The organism is Carboxylicivirga fragile (assembly GCF_050589805.1).
Lineage (GTDB): Bacteria > Bacteroidota > Bacteroidia > Bacteroidales > Marinilabiliaceae > Carboxylicivirga > Carboxylicivirga fragile.
Map to the genome: position 1 here is coordinate 17,901 of NZ_JBNGOY010000058.1, position 17,342 is coordinate 35,242.

Annotated in this window: 14 protein-coding genes; all 14 read right to left on the reverse strand. The window is 36.5% G+C overall.

The genetic code is table 11. The annotated features are described in order from the left end of the window. Positions 1 to 15: 15 nt before the first annotated feature. A complete protein-coding gene (locus ACRD7B_RS19735; protein WP_430826369.1) occupies positions 16 to 855 on the reverse strand; it encodes an SPFH domain-containing protein in 840 nt (279 codons plus the stop codon). A gap of 3 nt (positions 856 to 858) precedes the next feature. Then, the gene (locus ACRD7B_RS19740) at positions 859 to 1,308 is read right to left on the reverse strand and encodes an NfeD family protein (protein ID WP_430826370.1); all 450 of its coding nucleotides are present in this window, start codon (positions 1,306 to 1,308) and stop codon (positions 859 to 861) included. Between the two features lie 19 nt (positions 1,309 to 1,327). After that, positions 1,328 to 2,524 (reverse strand): restriction endonuclease subunit S, encoded by a 1,197-nt coding sequence (locus ACRD7B_RS19745; RefSeq protein WP_430826372.1) that lies wholly within the window; start codon positions 2,522 to 2,524, stop codon positions 1,328 to 1,330. After that, the gene (locus ACRD7B_RS19750; protein WP_430826373.1) at positions 2,517 to 4,085 is read right to left on the reverse strand and encodes a type I restriction-modification system subunit M; all 1,569 of its coding nucleotides are present in this window, start codon (positions 4,083 to 4,085) and stop codon (positions 2,517 to 2,519) included. Before ACRD7B_RS19750 ends, ACRD7B_RS19745 begins: the two co-directional genes overlap by 8 nt. A gap of 101 nt (positions 4,086 to 4,186) precedes the next feature. After that, positions 4,187 to 4,456 carry a hypothetical protein gene (locus ACRD7B_RS19755; RefSeq protein WP_430826374.1) on the reverse strand — a complete coding sequence of 90 codons (270 nt, stop codon included), beginning with the start codon at positions 4,454 to 4,456 and terminating at the stop codon, positions 4,187 to 4,189. A gap of 66 nt (positions 4,457 to 4,522) precedes the next feature. Further along, positions 4,523 to 5,728, reverse strand: coding sequence for a PDDEXK-like family protein (locus ACRD7B_RS19760; protein ID WP_430826375.1), 1,206 nt, complete (start codon positions 5,726 to 5,728; stop codon positions 4,523 to 4,525). Between the two features lie 3 nt (positions 5,729 to 5,731). Beyond that, a complete protein-coding gene (locus ACRD7B_RS19765) occupies positions 5,732 to 6,670 on the reverse strand; it encodes a PGN_0703 family putative restriction endonuclease (protein WP_430826376.1) in 939 nt (312 codons plus the stop codon). A 3-nt stretch (positions 6,671 to 6,673) separates the two neighbouring features. After that, the gene (locus ACRD7B_RS19770) at positions 6,674 to 8,227 is read right to left on the reverse strand and encodes a DNA recombination protein RmuC (protein WP_430826377.1); all 1,554 of its coding nucleotides are present in this window, start codon (positions 8,225 to 8,227) and stop codon (positions 6,674 to 6,676) included. Positions 8,228 to 8,440: 213 nt separating this feature from the next. Continuing rightward, entirely contained in the window at positions 8,441 to 9,487 is a 1,047-nt protein-coding gene (locus ACRD7B_RS19775) for a hypothetical protein (protein WP_430826378.1), read from the reverse strand. A gap of 2 nt (positions 9,488 to 9,489) precedes the next feature. Beyond that, positions 9,490 to 11,559 (reverse strand): DUF3696 domain-containing protein, encoded by a 2,070-nt coding sequence (locus tag ACRD7B_RS19780; RefSeq protein ID WP_430826379.1) that lies wholly within the window; start codon positions 11,557 to 11,559, stop codon positions 9,490 to 9,492. A 31-nt stretch (positions 11,560 to 11,590) separates the two neighbouring features. Beyond that, positions 11,591 to 12,583 (reverse strand): hypothetical protein, encoded by a 993-nt coding sequence (locus ACRD7B_RS19785; protein ID WP_430826380.1) that lies wholly within the window; start codon positions 12,581 to 12,583, stop codon positions 11,591 to 11,593. Beyond that, positions 12,583 to 14,718 (reverse strand): AAA family ATPase, encoded by a 2,136-nt coding sequence (locus ACRD7B_RS19790; RefSeq protein ID WP_430826381.1) that lies wholly within the window; start codon positions 14,716 to 14,718, stop codon positions 12,583 to 12,585. The genes ACRD7B_RS19785 and ACRD7B_RS19790 overlap by 1 nt, the downstream gene beginning before the upstream one ends. Positions 14,719 to 14,975: 257 nt before the next feature. Then, positions 14,976 to 15,983, reverse strand: a complete 1,008-nt coding sequence (locus tag ACRD7B_RS19795; protein ID WP_430826382.1) for a hypothetical protein — start codon at positions 15,981 to 15,983, stop codon at positions 14,976 to 14,978. A 39-nt stretch (positions 15,984 to 16,022) separates the two neighbouring features. Further along, positions 16,023 to 17,342 (reverse strand): hypothetical protein (locus ACRD7B_RS19800; protein WP_430826383.1); only part of this gene is annotated, 1,320 nt, incomplete at its 5' end.

A 17,342-nucleotide genomic window follows, 5' to 3' on the forward strand; every position in this document is an offset into this window, starting at 1 on the left:
GGGAGTGTGAGTTCTTTATTTTCCGTTACCCGATACATCAAACAGGCCATTGAAATTATTAGGTAAGTACACCTTATCTGCAGGGTTTTTGGATATAGCCTGCATGCCGTCAATGTATTTTTGGGATATCAGAACCTGACTGGCAGCATCTTCGTTGGTTGTTTCTTTAAGCTTACCCAAGTAGGTACTTTCGGCTTCGGCTAAGATGCGAATGGCATCGGCTTTGGCTTGTGCTCTGATGATGGTGGCATTGGCTTCGGCATTGGCTCTGGTAACTTCGGCCTGTGCTTCTCCTTCGGCCTCTGCCATTAGGGCACGTTTTTTACGCTCAGCCGTCATCTCCTGCATCATGGCTTCGGCAGTCTCACTGGAGTAGTTAATCTCCTGAATCTCAACACGCGTAAATGTAATGCCCCATTTGGCACCTGATTCGGCTAGTTGTGCAGCAATTTTGGTATTCAGACTCTGACGCTCTGATAAAAGCTGGTCGAGCTTTAACTTACCTATATTAGCACGCAAGGCATTGAGGCCGATATCTGCTACTGATTTAGGTAGGATATCGATATCATACACGGCTTTAACAGGGTCGGTTATGCGCCAATAGATGGATGCGTTAGCATCGATGGTTACATTATCGAGTGTTTGACACTGGCGTGGAGGTGTATCCGTTTGCTGCTCCGACAGCTCAACAAAGTAACCACGCTTGTTAGCCGTACCATCCCATTCGTACAAGGTTTTAAAACTTTCGATAAAAGGGATCTTAAAACGAAGTCCTTCGCCCTGAACACGAGAATGTTTACCAAAGCGCTTGATAAGTACCACATGGTTTTGTGGTACAGTATAAATTACTGCCATAGTTTAAATTATTAGTTTGTTCGATTTTGTATTTATTATCTGGTATGTTTCACCAACAGTAAGCTCTTTCTCGCTTTCAAATTGGTGAAGTTCGTCGGCGATATTTACAAAAAGCTTGCCATCTACTTCTGTAACTATTCCCTTTTGCCCAATAAATGCCTGAATACCGCCTGTGTGCTTACGCGGTGCAATGAAGGTGTCGTTTATTTTTTCGAGTACTTTGCGCCACAGGGTGTAATGAAAGGCCACCAAGGCAAACCAAATTAGGACAGCTATGAGCACTTGGTAGAGCAAGGGAACATTAATGTTGATAACAATGGCCAAAGTTGTAAGCACCCATGCAATATGTGTGGGGATATCGGATGCAAAAAAGATATCAATAACGATTAAGATCAATGCTAAAACCAATAAAATTTCGGTTAACGACATGCTCAAAAATTGTATGCTATCCATTTGTATATTTGTTTTTAGTTTAACTCACCAACTCCCCTTTAAACGCCTTTTGTAACAAAGCAGAAAATAAATCCTCACTCTCGGCCAAACTTTGTTTAGCCAACTCTTTTTGCTGCTCTATTAAAGCAATCTTTTCGGAGAATTGGGTTTGGAGGGTGATTGGGGGTAATGGAATTTTAACCTCTTTTATTTTAGTTAAACTTAAAAATGTTCTAACCGTATCTGTCATCTCCTTGGCAAACTGATTTTGCACCAATTGACTATTAAAACAATATTCAAGATATGTAGGTAATGCTTTTTGTAGGTTTGGAGTAATTTTATTGAAATTTTGAGACATAACAGCCTTTTCTAGTACTAAAGGTACTTGAAGTGCTTTACCTGATGAACCAACAGCAATTATAACAATATCACCTGGTTTTATTAAACTCCGTTTTAATTCAATTGCCTTTTCCTCGCTGACATATTTAACATTAGATAAATCCAGTCTTCCTGATGAAATATTTGTTCCTCTTAAAATAATAACTCCTGAGTTAGTATAGTGTTTTGATGTTAAGTTCGAACCAAATGGTCCACTAGAGAGAGAGTATTTCTCTTCTGATGCAATTTCAGCAATAGATTTATTTTCAAATAAGCTAGGATCCCCAAACATCTCCAAAAAGATGGATTGTGCCAGTTGGTCGTACTCGCTGATGATTTGCTGCGTTTTATTGCGCAGCGCATCGGCAGCATCTAATATGGCGGCTATCTTTTTTTGGGTTGGTAGTGGGGGGAGGGGGATTTGGAGATTTGATATATACCTGGGTAATTGAAGATTGATAATACCAGTTGTCTTATTCTGAAAGCCGTTTGTTACACCAAACTTATGATTTGAAAATAAAATATAGAGAAGGTACTTAGGAAATACTAACTCTTGCTTTGGTCTCAACACTGAAGTGAAATTATTGCAGAGATACACTCCTTCTTTATCAAAATAAACAACCCTCCCAACAGGCTGTGTTGGGCTTCCTCCTGATTTTTCGATAATAATATCACCCCTTTTTAATGTTTTTGCCTCAACCTTCTTCTGTGCAATATCCCTTTTTACAACATTATCAAAAGACAAGGTGCCATCATTATTAAAATTAGTAGTCCGAAGCACATTAATAACTTCACCTTCAGATCCCCATTCTCCCGTAATAGGTTTTTCAATTAATTCTTGTAAAAAAGCACTAGTCATTAAGCAATGATTTTAAGGTTACCGAAAGACTATTTCTTTCCTCATCCAACTTCTCAATTCGCTCCAAAATCACTTCTGGCTTATCGAATTCTACCTCTTCGTACACAATTTCTTTGTAGCGGTTAATGCTAAGGTCGTAGTCGTTTTCTTCTATTTCGGAGAACGGAACCAAAAAGCTTTGCTCGGTTCGTTTGCGGTCGTCTTCGACACCCCTTTGTCCTTCGGACATTGCCCCTAAAGGGGAAAGGCTGTGGTAACGAGCGATGATGTCGGGTATGTTAAAATTATCGTGGTTTTTGGTGATTACTTCCTCTGACAATTCAGCATCGCCAATAAAAGAAGAGAATAGGTCTTCGTCAACCAAAATATTACGCTTGTCATCCAGGCTTTTGCCATCGGCTAACATGTCGTAAAACCAAACCTTATCGGTACCACCACTGCCTGTTTTGGTAAAGATTAGTACTGCAGTACTTACTCCGGCATAGGGCTTAAATACGCCACTAGGCATTGAAATAACCGCCTCCAGCTTATTGTTGGCTACAATCTCCTGACGTAGGCTTTTGTGGGCTTTCCCGCTACCAAATAGCACACCATCGGGTACAATCACCGCACAGCGTCCACCCATCTTCAACATACGTAACATGAGGGCTAAAAAGAGTAGTTCTGTTTTGGTGGTGTTGGTCACATTTTTTAATCCGGGTGCCACACTTTCCTTATCAATGGTTCCCTTAAACGGTGGATTGGCTAATACTAATGAGTAGGCATCTGCTACGGTATTATCCTTGCTCACCGCATCCACATCGGCAATATTAGGTTCTTGTACCCCGTGTAAATAAAGGTTCATGGAAGCAATGCGCAACATGGTGGCATCAAACTCCATACCGTTAAACATGGCATTATTAATATGTGCACTGTGTTTATCCAACTCCACCACATCGTTGTGATGATCGATGTATTCCTTAGCTGCCACCAAAAAACCAGCGGTTCCACATGAAGGGTCACAAATGGTATCTTCCAGTGTTGGTTTAACCAGGTGCACCATCATTTTTATAATATGGCGCGGCGTACGAAACTGACCTGCTGTACCTCCTCCTTCAAGCTTGGATAACAAGTACTCATAGATATCTCCCTTGGTATCCTGGTCGTCCATGTTAATGCTTTCCAGCTTCTCCATAACAGCATCCAACACCATAGGCTTAGAAATACCAAAGTTGGCGCCTCTCATATGCGTAGCAAACAAGCTTTTATCTTTTCCCAAAGTACGTATAAACGGAAAGATACCTTTGCCATCCTCAGTGGATGAAAAAATGGTAAAACGGGCGTTCACATCCATCTCTTTGAGGTTCTTCCATCGGAAGTCTTGTTGAGTGTCATCAAAAACAGGCGTATACTTAAACCCGCGCTTGGCCTTACGCTCATTGCGCGTTTCAATTTCATCCAAATCCTTAATAAATATCAGATAGGTCAACTGCTCTACAATAGTAATGGTATTGGTTACTCCTCCTGTCCAGAATACGTTCCATATCTGGTCTATCTGCGATTTTAATTCTCCTGTGATCATATTATAAGACTATTAGATAATAGACAATAGATTATTAGACTATTTACAATACGTAAATGGATTGCTAAAACAGCTGATGTATTATAGCTGCACTTATACTTTTACAAAGAGTCAAGGTATCCGCTAATCCAATTGGGCTGCCTTGTCAAAACCTTCTTTTTAGCTGTGCTCTCATCTATCTCAACTATTGACTGGTACCCTCCCCACGTGTAATCTTCTGCTTTAAATGATTTAAAGTCAAAAGTCTCATTAATTGTCGTCGGTTGCATATAATCTAAGTATTCACAATAGAATTTATTATTCTCAGTGAGTACAAATAATTTCGGCCATGTATTGTGCGTTTCTGCACCATAAAAGAATCTTGCTTTCATTTTTTTAATATTAAGTTAAATTTGAAATGCTAAAATAATTGAAATGTTAGAGTAATAGTTCGTGTGTTATAAAAAAGAAAGTTTTTTTAACTCCTCAATTATAGCTTGTTTATCTTTGATGTAATTACTTACCGCATTAGCCAATTCCTTTGCTCTCATACTAGAATATTGATTATCTGAAAGCTTTGAAACTTCATCTAAATCAGAGAGGTCCATACCCAAAGCTGTTCTTTCAAACCAATAACCTTCATTAGTGTCTCCGATAACTTTTTTCACCACTTCAAAGTTATTCTTGAGCTCATGTTTGTTTACCCAAATGCCCACATTCAAATTATGGAATGAATGTCTTCCGGTTCCATTAAACGTTTCGATGAAAAACTTAACTAAAGGCATTTCGGTATCAATGCAGATATATGCGTTTGGTTTTGTAATTTCAACAAACCACTCTTCGTTTACATTAAGCTTTAGTTCTTTTAATTCATGACGTACTTTTTGTCGAAACGAGTCCTTTATTTCGTTTACGGTATCGTGATAATAATCGGCAATACCTTTTGCACCTTTTAAATTTCGCTTGATAATATCTTTAATTTCTTGCGACATGGCATTTGTAGTTAGTTGGTTCGTTAATTTTTTCAAAAGAATATTGTATTGCTTGATACTCTCCCTTACAATTGGACTATCTGTTGCTTCTTTTTGACATTGTGATAACCAATCAATAATATCGTCAGCATATGAAAGTAGGTAGAAATCTTTATCAGCTTTTTTATTGCCATAGCTTTTTTCAGCTGGTTCTGTACCTTCGAGAGTAAGGTAAAAAACTACACTGGTATTGCTTTGGTAATTACAATAACGCTCTATTTGTATTTCCTGATCTGTAGCGTATATTTTGTTTTCAATAATGATATTCTGCCCGGCAATATCTGTAATTACAATATCTAAACGTCCTCCTGTTTTAGCTTCATAATCTATTTTACCAATCGACAATTCAGCAGTTACCTTAGCTCCTTCTGTAGTGAATTTTGTAAGAATAGGGTTCTCAGGAGTAATAGCCTTAAGCCTTTTTAGAAAGAGCTTTAAGAATACATCATTAAATCCATGATTACCATCTGAATTAAGGATCTCACACAAAAAAGCAGAGTGTGTCTTGTTTTCGGCGCTCTCCATGTTAAGAATACTAAAGATATTAAAGTTTTCTCCTTTCAGCTTTGCAATCTTTTCTGCTTCTTCTAATTTGGCTTTTACCTGATTTAATAGCGATTTTATTTCTATCATGTTTTACCAATAACGTGTTCGTAAATAGTTTATTTGAGATTCTAATTCCTTATTTCCAGCCAGAGGTTTCAATAAGTCTTCAGGTGTAAACATCCGGTATTTTTCGGGTTTCTTTAATAAAGAAGTCCAGGACTCATGTAAATTATCTATTACCAAGTCAGGAGCACCAACTTTATTTCGTAACTGAATATTGTCTTCCGGAATCACATCAATGTGCAACCAATCATCCGCATTCAACTCCTGCTCTTTGTGCTTTACCATTTGCCAGGCAAGCAGTGTCTGTCTCATTAACTGGTAAATTGGTTCGTAGTAAAAGTTTTGGATGGGAACCTTGGCTTTTACCGGTGAATCGTGATCATTAATTAAGGCATTATATCTATTTTGACGCGTCTCACCACTGCTACCATCAGCTTTACACGATTTAGGGTAGGACTCGGTGTATTTCCATTCAATCAGTACCTGAATTTTCTTTCCGCTTGTAAGCTTACCACTCATCATGGCATCTACCGAGGTGCAGTTAGCTCCACGGGTCTGCTTTTTTCCCGGTTTAACTTCGTTTAGGTAGCTTTCGTTACTGGTTACCTCAAAGCCAACGTATCCATCTTCAAAGTCGGCACATGCTTCCATAAATTCAGGGTTAAGGCCTTGCAGTACTTTTAATGCAGCCTCCTTATTGTTTCTCAAAAAGCACAGATGATTAACACATGCAATTTGTGATGACAACAAGTGTCCTGTTGGCACATTACAACCCGGCCACCAAACTATCTTATTGTCGTTAAAGTATTCGATTGCTTCGTGGCGTATACCACTGTAAAGGTTTTCCAGAGGATTTAATAATACAAAATCACGTTCTTTACCACGATAAATACCTCCTGCTTCACAGTCAAAAATCTCATTGACTAATTGACACGCCTTTTTTCGTTGGTTTTCTAAGTAGTTCATGGTTTATTCTGTTAGTTCATTATGTCCGTTTTCGCCTGATATCTCCAGCACGTCTAGTGCCTTATTGTCTTCCATTGTTTCGATGGAGCGCAGCTTGCGTTCAATAACGTTCGTTCGTGTGCCTTTTAAAGTATCCAATGAACCGGATGCTGTCTGCAACTGTTTTTGCACTTTCTCCAATTGACCAGAAAATTTACCAAACTCCGTTTTCACAGCACTCAACACATTCCACACCTCACTGCTTCGTTTTTGTACTGCCAGCGTTCTGAATCCCATCTGCAAACTGTTCATCAGTGCGGATAACGTGGTTGGGCCGGTAACTGTTATCTTGTATTTATTCTGAAGCGTCTCAAACAAGCCAGGGTGACGTAACACTTCGGCATACAAACTCTCAACAGGTAAGAACATAATACCAAAATCGGTTGTGTGCGGCGGATCGATGTATTTGCCACTGATGTCTTTTGCAAAGGACTCAATGGTTTTCACTAAGGCTTTTTGCGCTACTGCAATTTGCTCTGGTTCACCCTTGTCGTAAGCATCCAACAGGATATGATAATTCTCTATTGGGAATTTAGAGTCAATCGGCATCCATACTTCCTGGTCATTATCTTTTCCCGGTAGTTTAATGGCATACTCGACATTAGCCTGACTGCCTTTTTTAGTAGCTACGTTCTGAGCATATTGATCAGGTGTTAGAATTTGCTCTAAAATATTACCCAATTGGTATTCGCCCAATACACCACGCGTTTTTACGTTAGAAAGCACTTTTTTAAGATCTCCCACACCAGTAGCAATGGTTTGCATTTCACCCAAACCTTTATGAACCTCTTCTAATCGGTCACTGACCAGTTTAAAGGATTCTCCAATTCGTTTCTCCAAAGTTGATTGCAACTTCTCATCAACCGTATTACGCATTTCTGTAAGTTGCTTCTCATTATCCTTACGTATATCATGCAACTGCTTCTCAACGGCTTGTTTCACATCTTTAATACCATCTAAGGATAATTGATGAGAGGTGTGCAGTTGTTTATTTTGCTGGTCAAAATTCTGCTTTAAACTGTCTCTGAAAGTGTTTAGTGTATTTGTCAATTCTTCCTTCGAAGCCTTTAATCCATTTGCAAGTTCGTTCCTGTTTTCCTTACCCTCCTGTACCAGCTTCTCACCAAATTCATTCAGCTTTGAACTGGTTTTCTCGGTAAAATCAAGTTGATTGGTCTTAATACTTTCATGCTCCTCCTGAGTTGTTTTGTTCAACTCGGCTTTAAACTTATCAAGCGAAGTTGAAAATTCAGATAGTTGCTCTTTCTGAAGTGCCAAATTTTCTTTGATACGCTCCATTACAGCATGCTGAAGGTTTTGAAATAAAGTGTTTATTTCTTGACGGTTTTCTGCATTCACTTCCCGAAGTTCTTTTCTTGACTGAATAAATTCATCTTTTATTTCCCTCCTAAAAGGTTCCATCAGGTCACCGATTCCAGAAACTTTAGGTTTTCTAAATACAGTAATCAGGACTGCAATGAGCACGATGCTGTTAATTATAATTAGAGCAATTTCCATAATTTATTCCTTTTCTAGTTTAACATGGGGTAAAAGTATGGGGGATGTGTGCGGTAGTGGTGCACATATCTATTTATATTCTTTAGCCCGTTGTGTAAATAACATTTGGATTAGTATCAAACTAGTTGTAATTATTAAATGTGCTTATGTTTTGGATGCTAATTTTATTGATCATTTATTAGGGGTTAGGTATTAGGACTTGGGTTTTAGGGGTTAGTTTAGAAGGTGGCAATGGAATTTATCGAAATTCTCAGGATACATTTTAAAGACATCCATTTTATCCATTTTCTTCATGTTGTTGACATATACCTTTAAACCGTTTAGTTTAACAGGGAGTGTTTTCATTTGTCTGGGCTGGAAGTTGAAACGAATACTAACTTCCGAATCTTCCACCTTGCGTTCATTTTTATTAAATAGGTCAAAGCCAATACCGCACTTAATGGTGTAGTAGTTAGTGTAGATATGTCTGTCGTGAATTTTTGGTTGTTTACCTGAGTTAAAATATTTATCAAATTTTAGTATGGTGAATTTAATTTTTAGATGCTTGTACTTTGCAAAGTGCCTATTCAGTACACTATGTGTTTTAATGGCTCGCTCTTTAGGAGAACAATTCTCTTGCGATAATATGCTCTCGGATAATATGGCGATAGAAAGCTCCCCCTGGTAATCAACAGGAATTAACTGTTCCAACATTGGAATGAGGTTGTCTTTTAGTCTGCCTTGTGATTTATCTGACAGTATGTACTTATCGGCGATAACGATTGAATTGGTGGGGAAAGTACTGATAAATTTTAAATCACTCCAGTTGTTGAATATTTCATCGTCAGACTCATCTGCGGGCAAAACAATGGTTTTTTCAACATCATTGTATTTAATGTATTCGCTCCATTTTGTTTTTAGCGTTGCAGACGTTATCACCCGATAGCCATATTTACGTTCCAAATCAATGGCATTTTGTTCATCGCACTCGATGAACAGAAGTTTGCAACCTCCATTGTTTAAACAGGACGAGAGGCAATCTTCGTCAAGTAGGTTTTGCAAGTACACCATGTCTGCAGCGTTTTGCTGCTGAACAATATCGTCAATAAATAGCTCGGCCTCTTCGGACTCATACATCTCCTCTTCAGAAGCATAATTGGTAATGAGGGTGTACCTATTGGCATGTTTGAGGAAGTCGTCACAGAATGATGTGATGACAGCATCACTGGAGTCTATAGCCCAATAATTGTTAATGAAGTTTTTATCGATATATACCTCCATAATTAATTTTTTTGAGCGTGTTTTAATCGCATTAGTTCCCTTTTCCAGTTTGATGCTTCGTCGAAAAATCCTTTTCCAAACTCCCCATCTAAGCCACCGTCTTCTTCAATGATAAGTTTTTCGACCTGTTTTTTACCAGCAGGTATTTTATCGGGATGGTAGAGGTAGGAGATGGAGATATCATCGGCTTTTACCTTGTGTTTGGGGCTCGCTACCAGGTATTGGAACTTACGGATGAAATACTCGGAGTGGGTTTCGATAACTACCGAGCAGTTAAATTTTTCAACAGCATCAGTTACCATCTCGGCTAATTTACTTTGGAAACTGGGGTGAAGATTTACTTCTGGTTCTTCAAGAAAAATGGTGTTATGTCCCGCATAATTTGCACCATTCATGCAAAAAGAAAGTAGGTTACAGACAAATTGATTGATACCTCTTCCAAAGTTTATTAGAGGGCGTTCTTTTTTATTCACCTTAAGAAAATAGCTTACTCCAATTTTTTCATCACCAGCAGTAATTGGCTTGATTACCATCTTTTCTGCTATCTCAAATTCGTTTAACCATTTATTGATGAATTTGATGGTGTCCGAACTATCATAATGCAAATCGTTTAAAAATTCGGCTCCAAAAATTAGCAATGGGTTTTTCTCTCTATTTACGTCTGACAGGAAATAATTGTTAGAAAAGGATAAATCACTATGTGCAAAAATGCTATTATTGAGCAACTTGTATAGCTGCTTACTAAATTCAACAGCAATCGATTTATAATTATCGGATAAATATCTTAGCGTGCTATGAAATAGAAAGTCATCTTCATTAGCTTGTTTATCACTGCTGGGCGTAGTTTGATTGTATTTATTTTTGCCTACATTTTGAATAGCCGTTATCAGTCCGGATGTAAGGGCTGAGTTGTTAGCTCGTTTCCAGCTGAGCTCCTCAGTGTCAAGCAATGCTCTAAAAATTGGGTTTTTTACGTTCTTATTATCAGGAGCCGTAGGTGCCTTTTTACAAGGACTTAATAACTCAAGAAAACTTGGAGTTATAGAACCGGGATATGCTTCCGTGTTGATAGAAGGAGTCATTGTTTCGAGAAGAATGAGTAAGACATCTTTTTCAAATTCTTTATACATCGTTTTAAAAGCTTCAACAGTCGTTACATTAGCTTTGGTAAGTTCATTGCTAAGAACATGATACTTACTGTTTTTTCTTAAAATCGCTAATGAATTTTCTTCACTTACAAGTTTTAATAACTCAGAGTTAAATAATAAGCCCTGTACATTTGTATAATCCTTTTTTAGAAAAGGGGATCGATTATCAAGCGGCTCAAAGTGATTGCCATTAGGTAATAAAATAGTTGAAGAACGCTGCTCTTTTATCTCATCCTCTGAATAAGATGATGTGTTTATTTTATGTTTCTCATCATCAATATCAAAAGCATTAAAAGTATAACCCATTGACTGGTACCTTTCGTATAGTTCATTTTCTTTGGCAGACAGTAATTGATTTTCTGAAAGTTTCTTGTCTAAAAGACACAAATACTCTTGCTCATGCATCAAGTCTTTATGTGTTGTTAAAGCATGATGTATTTGTGGGACAACATTTTCAACGGAATCATAAATTAGCCCCCAAGAACCAATCTCAGCATGGTTATCACTTATAAGCGCATAATGGGCTAATAATTCATTATCCGTATAAAATATTAATTGCGTTCCTTGACATTTATCTTGTAAATTCTCGTTGATATCCAGTTGTAATTTAGCTGTTAAATCACCATAAATGTCGTGCTTAAAGCAGAAGCTAAAAAAGAATCCTTCTGTTTTACTATCATAGCTCATATTTGCATTAAGCGAACCTAAAATTAGCTTTTGTTCAGCACTTAAAGTTAGGTTATCAAGAGAAACCAGATGTTGTTTTTCATCAAATACAAGTACTTCCTTTAAAAGGCGGAATGCATTTTTAAAAGTACTTTTACCAACTCCATTAGTGCCAGTTAAAATATTTATTTTATCCAAATTAAAGCATTGAAGCTCGTGAAAGATCCTGAAGTTTTGGATGCCTATTTTATTGATCATGTGTTAATTTTTAGGTTTTAGGGATTGGGTGCTAGGGATTTTCTAAAAGTTGGTTTTTACAATCACCAAAAACTAAATCACTATTCTTTTCTATTATTTCAGATCTTTTATCTGCTACTTCTGCAAGCGTTGCCATAGTTGCTTCTCGTTCATCGGTATTGGCCATGGATCCAAAAGTGATATCTGTGCCATGGGTGATGATATTACCTGTAGAGTCGAAATAGTTGAATGAGTCACCTGAACGAATGGTAAGATAATTAGTAAAAATACCTCTATCGTGTTCTTTAACTGCCCGGTTGGCTAGTATCAACTCTATCTCACATTTTAACTGTAGTCGTTGTTTAATCTCCTTTAAACTATCATAGGTGGCTTGCCCATTGAGTTTATCACGTCCACCTTCGAAAGTGAAAATGGTTAAGCGGTATTTTACCGGAGTCGCTTTATCGAGTTCTTCCAATATCTTCTCCAGGTTGGAAGGGATCAGACTGGGATCGTTTAATATGTAATTGTCGATCATTACCACATCGGTGAAAGGCGTCAGATAGTCTGCCAGTTTAGACCATGAGGTAAAACCATCTGATTTCTGTTCTACACTTTTTCGTACAGGGTGCTTTAGTTTTAAGGGTAAGAGGCTTAACTGCTCCCAGGTCGCCAGTAAATCGTCTTTAAAAGCAAAGATGTATCCATTTTTGCTGCGGTATTTCTTTTGATTGTTTGGGTCAGTCTCGTCGATGCAATAGACCGATGACGATCCATTACATTTAATTTTGAATTTGTGTGACGAAAAGGGTTTATCGCTGTATTGGATTTGCGTTTCTCCTCTACCTGTGCTCAGCTGAGTTAACATTACATTGTCAATATCATTCAGGTTGTTTGTTTCGTAAACAGTTAAATCCGTTTTTGATTTGAGAAACTCCCATAAGCTATTCCAGCGTGCATTGTCATATTCGGTTCCTAATGGAATCCGTTCCGGTTGACTGGCTATAAAAGCTGAAAATATATTACCGTGCAGAGTCGTATTCATTAGTTATGATTTTGCAGCTTTAATAAATCCATTGTCAATCGAGCATTTTCATCAAAAAAACCTACTCCAAAATCCTGCTTCAGAATTCCATCAGGTCTTATTTCCAGTTTCTCCACTTGGTTTTTACTCTGGGGCACTTTATCGGGGTGGTAGAGGTAGGAGATGGAGATATCATCGGCTTTTACTTTGTAATCGGGGTGGGCTACCAGGTATTGGAATTTACGGATGAAATATTCGGAGTGTGTTTCAATGATAAACTTCAATTGGAAATGTTGAACGGCATCAGCAACTAACTCAGCCATTTTGCTTTGATAGGCGGGATGAAGGTTACTTTCTGGTTCTTCAATCAATAGTAATGACTTTTTAGACTGTGCAGCTATTCTAATTAATAATTGAATAACCTGATTAACACCGACACCACTATCACCTATGGGGTAATTCTCACCATCTTTAAATATCCAAAAGCTTAGTCCTAATGGTTTATTGGCCACCATAACTTGTTCTACTATTAGTTCATCAGCAATATCAAATTCTTTCAACCAATGGTTACAAAATTTATATTGATCGTTTATCTTCTGTGAGTCATAAGAATTTGCAAAATCAAGAAATAACTTATCTTGTGGTTCTGCTTCATTATAGAAGTAATATTTTTTTATACTTGTGCTTTCAAATGCAATACTACAGTTTAACATCAACTCCTTAAGTTGGGTGTTGAGTTGGCCAACTAGTTTACGAGGAAGATTTCGAATTGAAGCCTCAATATTTTTTATATTTTTAATATCATTATCTGCATTTACGGGTATTTTTCGTTCTAAAGGATAGAATAGATTGAACTCATCGTTATCTAACTTCCCTTTAAGACTATCATAATAAACATTTTCAGCTTCAAAATTAAGATCATTAAATTCATCGCTTTTAAGAATATTTAAAATCTTTTCTGAGCCGTTTAGAACAACCCCATCAATTAGCAGACTATTAGGATGGAAATACTTGAGAAAATCATGCTCTTGTTTCGGCTCTGGTGTAGTATTCTTTTCGCCAACATAATTCCTTATTTCATAATCAGAAGACAAAAGTGATTGTTTAATAATACCAAGTTCAAATTTTTTATATTCACTCAAAAACTCTTCCTTACTATCAATTTCCTGTAAATATAGTAGCTCTCTTATTTTTGATGCCTTTTTTTCAATAATTTTACCTTTGAAAAAATTTGGTGTGCCAAAAACCACATAACTTAATAATGTCGGTATAAATACTTCCGGATTTTCGTCGTAATAAAAAGAATTAAAAGTGGTTTTTGCATCACTTATTCTACAAGCCCTCTTCTTTTTCATGTCCCATACAGGGAGTTGTCTTTCAATAAATTGCTGTTTATTCGATTGTATCTCTTCCCAGGCCCTGTCATCATTAAATAAATATCCCTTCTCTTCAAGATCTTTTTTTAAATCCTCATCTTCCTTTGATAATGTTTTTTTCTGGCTTAGCTCGGAAATACTTTTATACGTGAGATATTGTTTTTTATCCTGTAAAAATAAAGAGTAATACACATCCAAAATGTCATACGTCAATTCAGTATTAATATAAAACCATTTGGAATCATCATTACTACCTCCACTATTATAAAAACGCATTGCCTCTTTTATAGTTTCAGGTTTCTTCCCAAAGAAAGATTCATAAAATTCTACTGCATCTTGTTCTTTAATTTTTGGATCTGTAGGAAAGCATCGTTTGTTTTCAAACCGAAATATAACTTTAGATTCTTTAATAATTTCAATAAACCGAAGTAAAGCATCCTCGCTAGAATTAGACTTTTGATAACATAAACAAATATCCACATCACCCCATAGCTGATCTGAGTATCCAAGTGTAAAGATCATCTTATCATCGTCACTTTTATAAGTGAGGTTATTTTCGTAGAGATCAATTTTTTGTATGGTTTCAGTATTAAAGACTAGCTTTTCGAAAGTAGAGCTTTTGCCACCTTCTGAAAAAGACGATTTCAAGAGAAACAGAAACTTTTGAATAGCACTTTTACCACAATTATTTGCGCCTGTTAATATATTTATCTGCTTAAAGTCAAACGATTGTTCTTCTTTAAAAACTCTAAAATTTTGAAGGCCTATTTTGTTGATCATTTCGTTTCAATTTGAATGTGAGGTGTTTGCTCTGACACTAAAAAATTGCTTATTACCTATTTTATAAGCAGCATCTCATATATTTAATTTTGTTGCATTTTATTTTTCAACCAGTGTTTTTACCAACAGAAGCACTTAATATCTTTGTAATGCGGACGCTGTAAATGAAAAAAATCTGACCTCTATTTATCATTCTCCCCCCCCCCCTTTGTATATTTTATTTGTGAAGTCTGATAATAAGAAGTATTCAATATTAATTATTGATCTAAATTAATAAAATTTTTAATGGCGTTATTAGCACCTTTAACATCAGGAAAACAAGGATGCAACTCAAATCTTTTTACGCCTGACTTTGTTAGCCAATCGCTCCAAAAGAGTTCCAGAATTTCACTATCGGTTGGGTGTATTGTGGCATTACCAGCATCCGTTAATGAACGATCATACATCTCCATTACAATAACTTCTAAATCTTTTAAATAAGGGTTATTCACTGGAACAATTCCGTAACCGTTCTCTTTAAAAAATGCTTCCATGTCATCCATTCCAGATTGTTTGAAGGCAGCCCTGAAGCGTTTTACTCTCGATTGACTCAAGTCATACGAAAGGTTCCTGCTATTTCCTTGTGCAGCATTAGCGGATAAACCGGATTCCATGTATCCATCCGTAAATAGTACTAGAACGTTTTTATAGCGATCTTGAAAATACTCTTTGCTATACAGTTTTGGTGCACTTGCTGGTCTTACATGCTTAATGCCGATGCCTTTATTGAAGTAGGTCCAGATATCAGCACCAGATGTATTTTCTACAGCCCTACTGTATATGCCATTGCATTCTTTCTTAAATGCCACAATCATCTCCTTCAAACCACTGTTTTCATATGGTGCTCTATTTTTCACAAAAGCTATTCGATCCCCTTGATTTTTAAAGCTAGCAAAATCAATTTCAAGCAAGGATGTATTTGCATTATATAACTTTATTAAGCCTTTATTAATAAAGGATAAATGAAACTGATCCAATTGATTCATGGTTCTATGGTTCGTATGAATATAGAATGGTTCAATATCTGACAGGAATTTTTCAATAATTGCTATGTCCAACACTGGTTTAGGGTGAATCTGCATATCAACCCTATTTGACAAATCAGGCGCAATGGTTATGTTATTGTGGTATATGGGTGTTGCATCACCTGGGTCTGCTTCTTTCTTTTCTACCGCACAACTACAAAAGGCAATTAATAGTATTGGTAATATAATTTTTGACATCATCAACGAGTTCTTTTTTTAGAATAAAACACACATTTATTACTAGTTCAATTGAGGAACTTTTGAGTTGTTCTGTGACTGTAACTTAGCATGTAACCATTCATCTTTTGTATTATTGGCATCAGCCGTCATCTGTTTCGCATTGGGGATGGAGTATTTTCCATGGAGGTAATTTACCCAACCATTCAAGAAGGTATTAATTCGATCGCGTAAAGCATGTACAGAAAACTTAAGATCATTATTCTTAATTTTATGTTCGTACATGGTTGCAACATCCTCTATTTCATTTATATGAATACTGAAGTTTTTGTCAATATTATGCGCATCAGCATTCACTCTAAGCGGGATAGCGGCCAGATCCTTTTCTATTGTATTCTTCTCATTATCTTTTAATAAGATTTTTTGATTTATCTCAGTAACCCTTTGCAGGTGATTCTTTTTCTCTTTTTCATTGGCCATGATCTTTTTCTGAAGTTGCTTTTTTACCGTTAGATTTTTACTTCTAGTAGCGTCCAGGTTTCTATCATCAAATGCACTATGAATTTTTTCATAGATAAGTTTGAATAGAAATAAACCTAAAGCGCCCATTACAAAAACAAGGTAGAAATCTGCATTGGTGAATATCTGCGAAAATTCGAACGGCGTATTTATTGTCCCTGAAAGGTATTCTACTTCGTGTATTGATTTAGCAACTGCATAAGCAATAAAACCATCCACAATTATAATTAATGCATAAGCGATTAAATTAATGTACCATTGGGGGTCTTTAAAATACTTTTTCATCAGGGATAAGGCAATAGGGATCATTACAAAAAGTGTTATAAATAGATATGCAACATTTCCATGATCTGCAGCTTTACTCCAAGCTTCAGGTTCAAACACTTCCGGCGGTACAATATCCAAACCTTTTTTTTGCGTCATCATTGCATCTTTTTTACCGAAAATTAAAATATATGCGGCTGAAGAATAGAATACAACCAAATAAGAAAGGAGGCCTGTTAACAAAACCAATAATGGTATTAATTCGTACCACTTTACCTTAGTTCTTGTAAACTCGACCTCAAGTTTTTCGATTTCATCTTGGTGATTACTGTTTTTGTCATCAATTAATGCAATCTCGTTATCTCGGATCTTTTGCTGTTCAAGTTTAAAATTTTCAATCTCGGTTAGGATGTTATCTTTTTGGATAGTCGAATGATGTATTTTGCTATCTGCTTCTTTTTTTAGGGCGTTTATCTCCTTGTCTTTCTCAAGATTAAGCTTGTTTATTCTATTTTGTTTTAGTTCTTCAATTTTAAGAAGTAAATTCTCTTTCTTCTCTTGTGCAATATCCAGACTGTTGATGAAGTCGGCATACAAAGT

Coding starts and splice junctions, on each gene's coding strand:
- ACRD7B_RS19795 (WP_430826382.1), bottom strand. CDS start 15,983: ATGATGTCAAAAATTATATTACCAATACTATTAATTGCCTTTTGTAGT.
- ACRD7B_RS19750 (WP_430826373.1), bottom strand. CDS start 4,085: ATGATCACAGGAGAATTAAAATCGCAGATAGACCAGATATGGAACGTA.
- ACRD7B_RS19755 (WP_430826374.1), bottom strand. CDS start 4,456: ATGAAAGCAAGATTCTTTTATGGTGCAGAAACGCACAATACATGGCCG.
- ACRD7B_RS19770 (WP_430826377.1), bottom strand. CDS start 8,227: ATGGAAATTGCTCTAATTATAATTAACAGCATCGTGCTCATTGCAGTC.
- ACRD7B_RS19785 (WP_430826380.1), bottom strand. CDS start 12,583: ATGAATACGACTCTGCACGGTAATATATTTTCAGCTTTTATAGCCAGT.
- ACRD7B_RS19780 (WP_430826379.1), bottom strand. CDS start 11,559: ATGATCAATAAAATAGGCATCCAAAACTTCAGGATCTTTCACGAGCTT.
- ACRD7B_RS19790 (WP_430826381.1), bottom strand. CDS start 14,718: ATGATCAACAAAATAGGCCTTCAAAATTTTAGAGTTTTTAAAGAAGAA.
- ACRD7B_RS19775 (WP_430826378.1), bottom strand. CDS start 9,487: ATGGAGGTATATATCGATAAAAACTTCATTAACAATTATTGGGCTATA.
- ACRD7B_RS19760 (WP_430826375.1), bottom strand. CDS start 5,728: ATGATAGAAATAAAATCGCTATTAAATCAGGTAAAAGCCAAATTAGAA.
- ACRD7B_RS19735 (WP_430826369.1), bottom strand. CDS start 855: ATGGCAGTAATTTATACTGTACCACAAAACCATGTGGTACTTATCAAG.
- ACRD7B_RS19740 (WP_430826370.1), bottom strand. CDS start 1,308: ATGGATAGCATACAATTTTTGAGCATGTCGTTAACCGAAATTTTATTG.
- ACRD7B_RS19745 (WP_430826372.1), bottom strand. CDS start 2,524: ATGACTAGTGCTTTTTTACAAGAATTAATTGAAAAACCTATTACGGGA.
- ACRD7B_RS19765 (WP_430826376.1), bottom strand. CDS start 6,670: ATGAACTACTTAGAAAACCAACGAAAAAAGGCGTGTCAATTAGTCAAT.